The 6,272-nt window shown below is 35.6% G+C and carries 6 protein-coding genes and 2 pseudogenes; 5 read left to right on the forward strand and 3 right to left on the reverse strand.

What is annotated here, in order from left to right; translation table 11 throughout:
- The first annotated feature begins 106 nt into the window (after positions 1-106).
- The 4 genes from WGMM_RS00980 to dnaN all read left to right on the forward strand — a co-directional run bounded on the left by WGMM_RS00980 (position 107) and on the right by dnaN (position 3,749).
- Positions 107-796: an acyloxyacyl hydrolase gene (locus tag WGMM_RS00980; RefSeq protein ID WP_038248674.1), complete on the forward strand. Its 690-nt coding sequence runs from the start codon at positions 107-109 to the stop codon at positions 794-796.
- 318 nt (positions 797-1,114) lie between these two features.
- Complete coding sequence (locus WGMM_RS00985) at positions 1,115-1,978, forward strand: RNA polymerase factor sigma-32 (RefSeq protein WP_038248676.1); 864 nt, start codon at positions 1,115-1,117, stop codon at positions 1,976-1,978.
- Positions 1,971-2,468, forward strand: coding sequence for an invasion associated locus B family protein (locus tag WGMM_RS00990; RefSeq protein WP_038248680.1), 498 nt, complete (start codon positions 1,971-1,973; stop codon positions 2,466-2,468). Before WGMM_RS00985 ends, WGMM_RS00990 begins: the two co-directional genes overlap by 8 nt.
- Positions 2,469-2,591: 123 nt before the next feature.
- The gene (dnaN, locus tag WGMM_RS00995) at positions 2,592-3,749 is read left to right on the forward strand and encodes a DNA polymerase III subunit beta (RefSeq protein ID WP_038248683.1); all 1,158 of its coding nucleotides are present in this window, start codon (positions 2,592-2,594) and stop codon (positions 3,747-3,749) included.
- Between the two features lie 79 nt (positions 3,750-3,828).
- Here the strand turns inward: dnaN and truA are convergent, their stop codons facing one another.
- Positions 3,829-4,566, reverse strand: a complete 738-nt coding sequence (truA, locus tag WGMM_RS01000; protein ID WP_038248686.1) for a tRNA pseudouridine(38-40) synthase TruA — start codon at positions 4,564-4,566, stop codon at positions 3,829-3,831.
- 71 nt (positions 4,567-4,637) lie between these two features.
- Positions 4,638-4,760, reverse strand: a pseudogene (locus WGMM_RS01005) (IS630 transposase-related protein); the annotation flags it as partial.
- A 47-nt stretch (positions 4,761-4,807) separates the two neighbouring features.
- Here WGMM_RS01005 and WGMM_RS07430 point away from each other — a divergent pair.
- Positions 4,808-4,906: pseudogene (locus WGMM_RS07430) on the forward strand (IS5 family transposase); the annotation flags it as partial.
- Positions 4,907-5,083: 177 nt separating this feature from the next.
- On the opposite strand, the gene WGMM_RS01010 reads toward WGMM_RS07430, so the two are convergent.
- A complete protein-coding gene (locus WGMM_RS01010; RefSeq protein ID WP_051599591.1) occupies positions 5,084-5,803 on the reverse strand; it encodes a cytochrome c1 in 720 nt (239 codons plus the stop codon).
- Positions 5,804-6,272 lie beyond the last annotated feature (469 nt).

Here is a 6,272-nt window from a genome sequence, read left to right on the forward strand (position 1 = left end):
AGTTAAAATGTAGGATATTTTGTGTTATTAAGTTAGCACTTGACTTAACTTTAGTTGTTACTTAGACTGCTAAAGTGGGATTTTAATTTTTTTTACGAGGACAATTATGCATTATAAAAAGTTTTTTTCAGCAGCCGCTTTAGCAACGTTGCTAAGTTTATCAAACTCTGCTTTTTCAGATCCTGTTGGTCCAATAAGTGATGAAGAAACTAGCTACTACGTTCGTTTGCAATACAACGGTGAAATTTTACCTCTTTTCACAAAAGTTGATGGTATTACCTATAAGAAAGACAATGGTGATTACAGTCCATTAAAAGCGCCTTTTATAGTTGGTGGTGGTGCGTTTGGTTACAAAATGGACGACATCAGGGTTGATGTTGAAGGAGTTTATTCATACCTAAACAAAAATGATGTTACAGATGCAAAATTTACGCCAGATACTATTGCAGACAGTTTAACAGCAATTTCAGGACTAGTTAACGTTTATTACGATATAGCAATTGAAGATATGCCTATCACTCCATATATTGGTGTTGGTGTTGGTGCAGCGTATATTAGCACTCCTTTGAAAGACGCTGTGAATGATCAAAAAAGTAAATTTGGTTTTGCTGGTCAAGTAAAAGCTGGTGTTAGTTATGATGTAACTCCGGAAGTCAAACTTTATGCTGGAGCTCGTTATTTCGGTTCTTTTGGTGCTCATTTTGATAAAGATGCTGCTGCAGGCAAAGACAAAGGGGAACTCAAAGTTCTTTACAGCACTGTTGGTGCAGAAGCTGGAGTAGCGTTTAATTTCTAGTCTATCTCAGTCTTGTTATCCCAGTGGGGTTTTTCTTGTCATCCAAGTAGCATGACACTGGGATCTAGAAAAAAGAAATGTGGATTCCAGTGTCAAGGCACTGGAATAACACTATTTGCTATGTGTTTAAGCTGTAACGTTTACCATTGTACTGGTAGAATATCATCTAAAGTTACATAATGTTATCCAATTAGCTAACACTGCGGCCTACTGTCTCCAAGAAATTAGATGAAAAATTTGTACTTTTTTCAAATCAAAGCTTGAATTTTTGCTGGAAAATCAATATATTATATGCATGAAGTTTTAATTTAAGTTGTTATGTTGACCCCAATGGCAAGCTTATGTGTCGATAGCAGAACCAATCTCACGCAATATATTGCTAGGGTGCAAAAATTTCCTATGCTGTCTCAAGAGGAAGAGGTACGATTAGCAAAAAATTGGAACCAATATAAGGATGTTTCTTCTGCTCATAAATTGATTACCAGCCATTTGAATTTGGTAGTGAAAATTGCAATGAAATTCAAAAATTATGGACTATTGTTGATGGACCTGGTCATGGAAGGAAATATGGGTTTAATGCATGCAGTGAAAAAGTTTAATCCTGATTTAGGGTTTCGTTTTTCAACTTATGCGGTGTGGTGGATTGAAGCTTCAATAAAAGACTTTATATTGAAATCTTGGTCGTTTGTGAAAATAGGCACAACGCAAGCACAAAGAAGATTGTTTTTTAGTGTACGTAAAATAAAAAAAAGAATTTTACAGTATACAAACAGGGAAATCCTAAATAATGAAGAAATAAAAGCAATATCTAATGAGCTTTCTGTATCCGAAGGAGACGTACTGCACATGAATTACCGTATGGCTTGTAAGGATCAGTCGCTAAACGATTCCATAAAAATAGGTGATGACTCTAAAAGGGAGCTACAAGATATGATCCCATGTAGCTTGGTTAGTCAAGAAGTAACCTATCAGAATCATGAAGAAAAAGAATTAAAAGAAACAATTTTAAACAATGCACTAGCGAGCCTCAACGAAAGGGCAAGAGACATTCAAACTCTGGATGAACTTAGTAAAAAATATTGTGTTTCAAGAGAAAGAATAAGGCAGTTGGCTGAGCAGGCGATGGCTAAGGTAAAACAATATATACAATCTGAAAGTTTGAAATTTGGTTTGCATGCATAGTTTTTTTATATTTCTAATATTTTTTTCGATAGGCGCTTTTGCATCGGTTAGTGATGTACAATTGAAGGAAAAATATAAAGATTGGCTCGTGTATACTGCATTGGAAGATGGAGAGAAAGTATGTTATATTGTATCCTATCCTAAAAAAAAAAGCGAATATTATACAACCAATCGCAAGCCGTATGTAATGGTTAGTTATGTTGATAAAAAAGCAGATGAGGTAAGCGTTACCTTTGGTTTTCAGTATGATAAGGAGCCTGTAGCTCTCAATATCGACAAAAAAATTAAATATACACTGGCCATAATACAGGGAAGTTTTGCGTGGGCAGAGCATACAAAAATAGATCAAGATGTCATTCTAAAAATGAAGCAGGGATTATCAATGGTAGTTAATGGAAAAACAAAAACAGTGACCATTGATGATACTTATTCCCTACTTGGTTTTCAAAAAGCGTATCAAAAAGTGCATGATTTATGCCATACAAAGTAAATTATTGTAACAGAATAGGTAATTTTCCAGTTGTAGTATAAAACAGACTGCCCTTTCGATAAATAGCACTTTACTTTATATGGGATGTGGATATCATTTGAAATATATTTTTGAGAGTTAGCAATGTCAGGGGTTGCAGGTGTAGATACAGAAATCAAAAAGCAAAATTCTGTGTGCGAGCAGATGCGTTTTAGCGTGAGCCGCACAAGTCTTTTAAATACATTATCCAGAGTAAGTGGAGTGGTTGAAAGGCGTAATGCAATAGATGTTTTGGCGTGTATAAATATCAAAGCACAACACGGCAGCATAAAATTAATGGCAACTGATCTTGACATTTCAATGTTTGCCTCACTTGCTGCAACCGTATTAACAGAAGGAGAAGTAAAAATTTCAGCGCATACTTTACATGACATAGTGAAGAAGTTACCCGCTGATTTGGATGTCAATTTTGAAGTAAACAACCAAGGAAAATTATTGATGTCTTGCGGAAATGCAAACTTTTCTTTACCGAATGTAGTTTCAAGCAGCTTTCCTGCTCTTGAAGAAGACAATTATAAACATGATTTTACTCTACTAAATACAGACCTGATAGACTTGTTAACTAAAACAAAATTTGCTGTATCACTAGATGATACAAGGTATAATTTAAATGGAATATATCTACATACAGATGAGCAATTTCTGTACTGCGTTGCAACTGATGGCCATCGTTTATCATGTATAAAGAGGCCAAAGCCTGGGAACATCAATGGCGAATTTGGTGTGATCATTCCACGTAAAACTGTTATGGAGCTGTTAAAAATATTCGACGATTATAATGAAATTAAAGTAAAACTCTCAGACAGAAAAATCAAGTTTACATGCGGTGAATATATTCTAATATCAAAATTAATAGATGGAACTTTTCCAAATTATAAAGCAGTTATTCCAGCATCTCAAGACAAGCATATGATTATTGAAAGTAAAAAACTTTCAGACGTTATAGATCGAGTTTCCGTTGTTGTATCTGATAAAGTAAAATCTATTAAATTCTCACTACAAGAAAAGCTGCTAACTCTGCATTCAAACTCCCAAGAGTGCAGTGATGCAACTGAATCCATAGAAGTGGACTACAATGAAGCCCCTATAGAAATAGGGTTCAACTCGCGTTATTTACTTGATGTTCTATCCTGCATTAAAAATAAATGTAAGTTTAGCTTAGCCGATGGTAATAGTGCTACAATTATCACTGATGAAGACGATTCAAGTGCATTATATGTAGTAATGCCAATGAGAACTTAAACTCGTCATCTTGCTGCTTGTTAGCGGAATCTGGAGATACCGTGGCGGTATGGCACTTATTTCACTAGCTTTTATTAAATTAGCAATCTATCTTTACCAAATATAAGCCAAAAGGTGGTGCAGTAACTCCAACGGCACTTCTTTTGCATTGGTTTAATATATTTAGCATTTCTTGCGGATTGGTTCTATTTTTTCCAAATTCAACTAAAGTACCCACAATAATCCTCACTTGGTTATGTAAAAAGGAAATAGCAGATATTTTGATGTGTATATGATTCCCATTTTGTATTATATCGATATCATCAATTGTTCTTATCGGATTTGCAGCTTGACAATCTTTTGAACGGAAACTTGAAAGGTCATGTTTTCCAAGTAGATGTTTAGCAGCTTCACGCATCATATTTACATCAAGTGGGCTAAACACTTGCCATACATAACCCGTCTCCAGAGCGGCAGGAGCATAGCGATTAACTATTCTATATTCGTAATATCTTTTTTTTGCTGAAAACCGTGCATGAAACGCATCATCTACAACTTCTGCATTAAGCACGACTATAGGAATTGATTTTAAATGATAGTTTATTGCATTCCTTATTCTATAAAGCTCAAATTCCTTTTCCGTATCAAAATGAGCAACTTGTCCTAAAGCATGAACTCCTGCATCAGTCCTGCCACCACAGTACAAAGTAACTTTCTCATCACTAAAATTAAATATAGCATTTTCTATCTTCTCCTGGATTGAGTTAGCAGAGTGTTGCTGTTTTTGCCAACCAGAGAAATTACTACCATTATATTCTACCGTTATTTTGTATCGCACTGCATTACATCAAGCTCTATCTAAAATAGTCATTTTCTATCTTAACATAATTTATGGTCAAGCCTACAGTGCTGCCACTCCCATAAAGTAGTTCGTCCAATCTTAAATCTTGCTGCCACTGCTTCTCTGCTTTCTCCTTCGTCTAGCGCCTCCATTGCTTTTTTTCTTAAATCATAACTATATGCTGCTGGCATTCAACCTCCTTATCATTATCTATCCTTATCACATCCGGACTTCTATGAAAAGAGCTATAAATCGAGAAAAAGAACTGCTCATTAAGTGCTGTTTGCTTAATAAATTTACTGACATTGGTATGGCTAAATTCGAAATGGCTACATGAATTTATCGTAAATTATTACCGTATAAGGTACGATGCGACAAAGCCATCCCAGTGTCAGCTACTCGGATGACACCGTCATAAAGGAAGCAGTGTTAGCTACTTGGATGACAACCATTGTGCTTGAGGCAAAATTGACTATCACTTCTTTTTATAGAGCTTGCTCCAAACTAACAACAATCAATTATGTAAAAACACTGTTAAAATTATAAAATACGCCACTACTTTTAATCCAAGTTTATACCGGCGCTCTAATTCTGGCTCTGCTGCCCATTGTAAAAAATTTATCACATCATACGCCATATTTTCAACTGTGGCTTGCCTTGCACCATCATATTCCACCATTCCTTCAGAAAGTGGTGGCGCCATAGCTAATCTGCCTGTTGGAAAATACGAATTAAAATATAAATCATTTTCATCGTGTTCGCCGTTTTGATAGCCTGTTAACAATGAATAGACATAATTTGCACCATCATGCCTTGCTTTAATAATTAATGATAAGTCTGGTGGGACTGCACCATTGTTGCTTGCTGCAGCTGCTTTTTTTGTATCAAAAGGCGCAATAAAATAATCCGAAGGTACTCCAGGTCTGTCAAACATTTCACCCAAATCATTCGGACCATCTTTAACTTGATAAGAAGCTGCTATTTGTTTTACATCTTCTTCAGAAAAACCGACATCTTGCAAATTACGAAATGCTACCCTATTCATTGAATGACAAGCAGCACAGACTTCTTTATACACTTTATAGCCACGCTGAATTGACTCTCTATCGAAAGATCCGACAATTCCATCAAATTTCCAGTCTATTTTCTTATTTGGTGATGATTTAAATTCTTCTGCAGATATCAGACTAGATAGAAATAACATGCAGAAGATTGCAAATACATTAGATCCCATGCATAACCACTGTTTTAGTAAATTTCGAATTGATGTCATGCAAGTAGCTGACACTGGAATCCAGCTTATTTCATCACTGACATTATGGTTATCATGCACTCCTAGAATCTGTTGTCCATTGCATGATTTGTAAGTATTTTTATACCTGGATCCCAGTGTCAAGCACTGGGATGACAACGGAAGATAGTGGAATGACACTGTGTGTTGTATACAACGTTCATACAATTGTGTACATGATGCTGGAATCCATTTATTTTTTTTCTGGATCCCAGTGTCAAGCACTGGGATGACAGAAGAGAGCTCTGGGATGACAGAGAATTTTGTAAGAGATCTGCTTTGAATTGACATCACCTCATCTCCGGCACAGAATCACTTAAGGTTTTTGGTGGTTCTTTTGGCTTTTCATACTTACTAAGCAGTGGTAAGACTATCACAAAATATGCAAAGTAATAAAGAGTAGATAGCCTAC

The organism is Wolbachia endosymbiont of Glossina morsitans morsitans, from assembly GCF_000689175.1.
Classification (GTDB): Bacteria; Pseudomonadota; Alphaproteobacteria; order Rickettsiales; family Anaplasmataceae; genus Wolbachia; species Wolbachia pipientis.

Coding starts and splice junctions, on each gene's coding strand:
- WGMM_RS00980 (WP_038248674.1), top strand. CDS start 107: ATGCATTATAAAAAGTTTTTTTCAGCAGCCGCTTTAGCAACGTTGCTA.
- WGMM_RS00985 (WP_038248676.1), top strand. CDS start 1,115: ATGTTGACCCCAATGGCAAGCTTATGTGTCGATAGCAGAACCAATCTC.
- WGMM_RS00990 (WP_038248680.1), top strand. CDS start 1,971: ATGCATAGTTTTTTTATATTTCTAATATTTTTTTCGATAGGCGCTTTT.
- dnaN (WP_038248683.1), top strand. CDS start 2,592: ATGTCAGGGGTTGCAGGTGTAGATACAGAAATCAAAAAGCAAAATTCT.
- WGMM_RS01010 (WP_051599591.1), bottom strand. CDS start 5,803: ATGGGATCTAATGTATTTGCAATCTTCTGCATGTTATTTCTATCTAGT.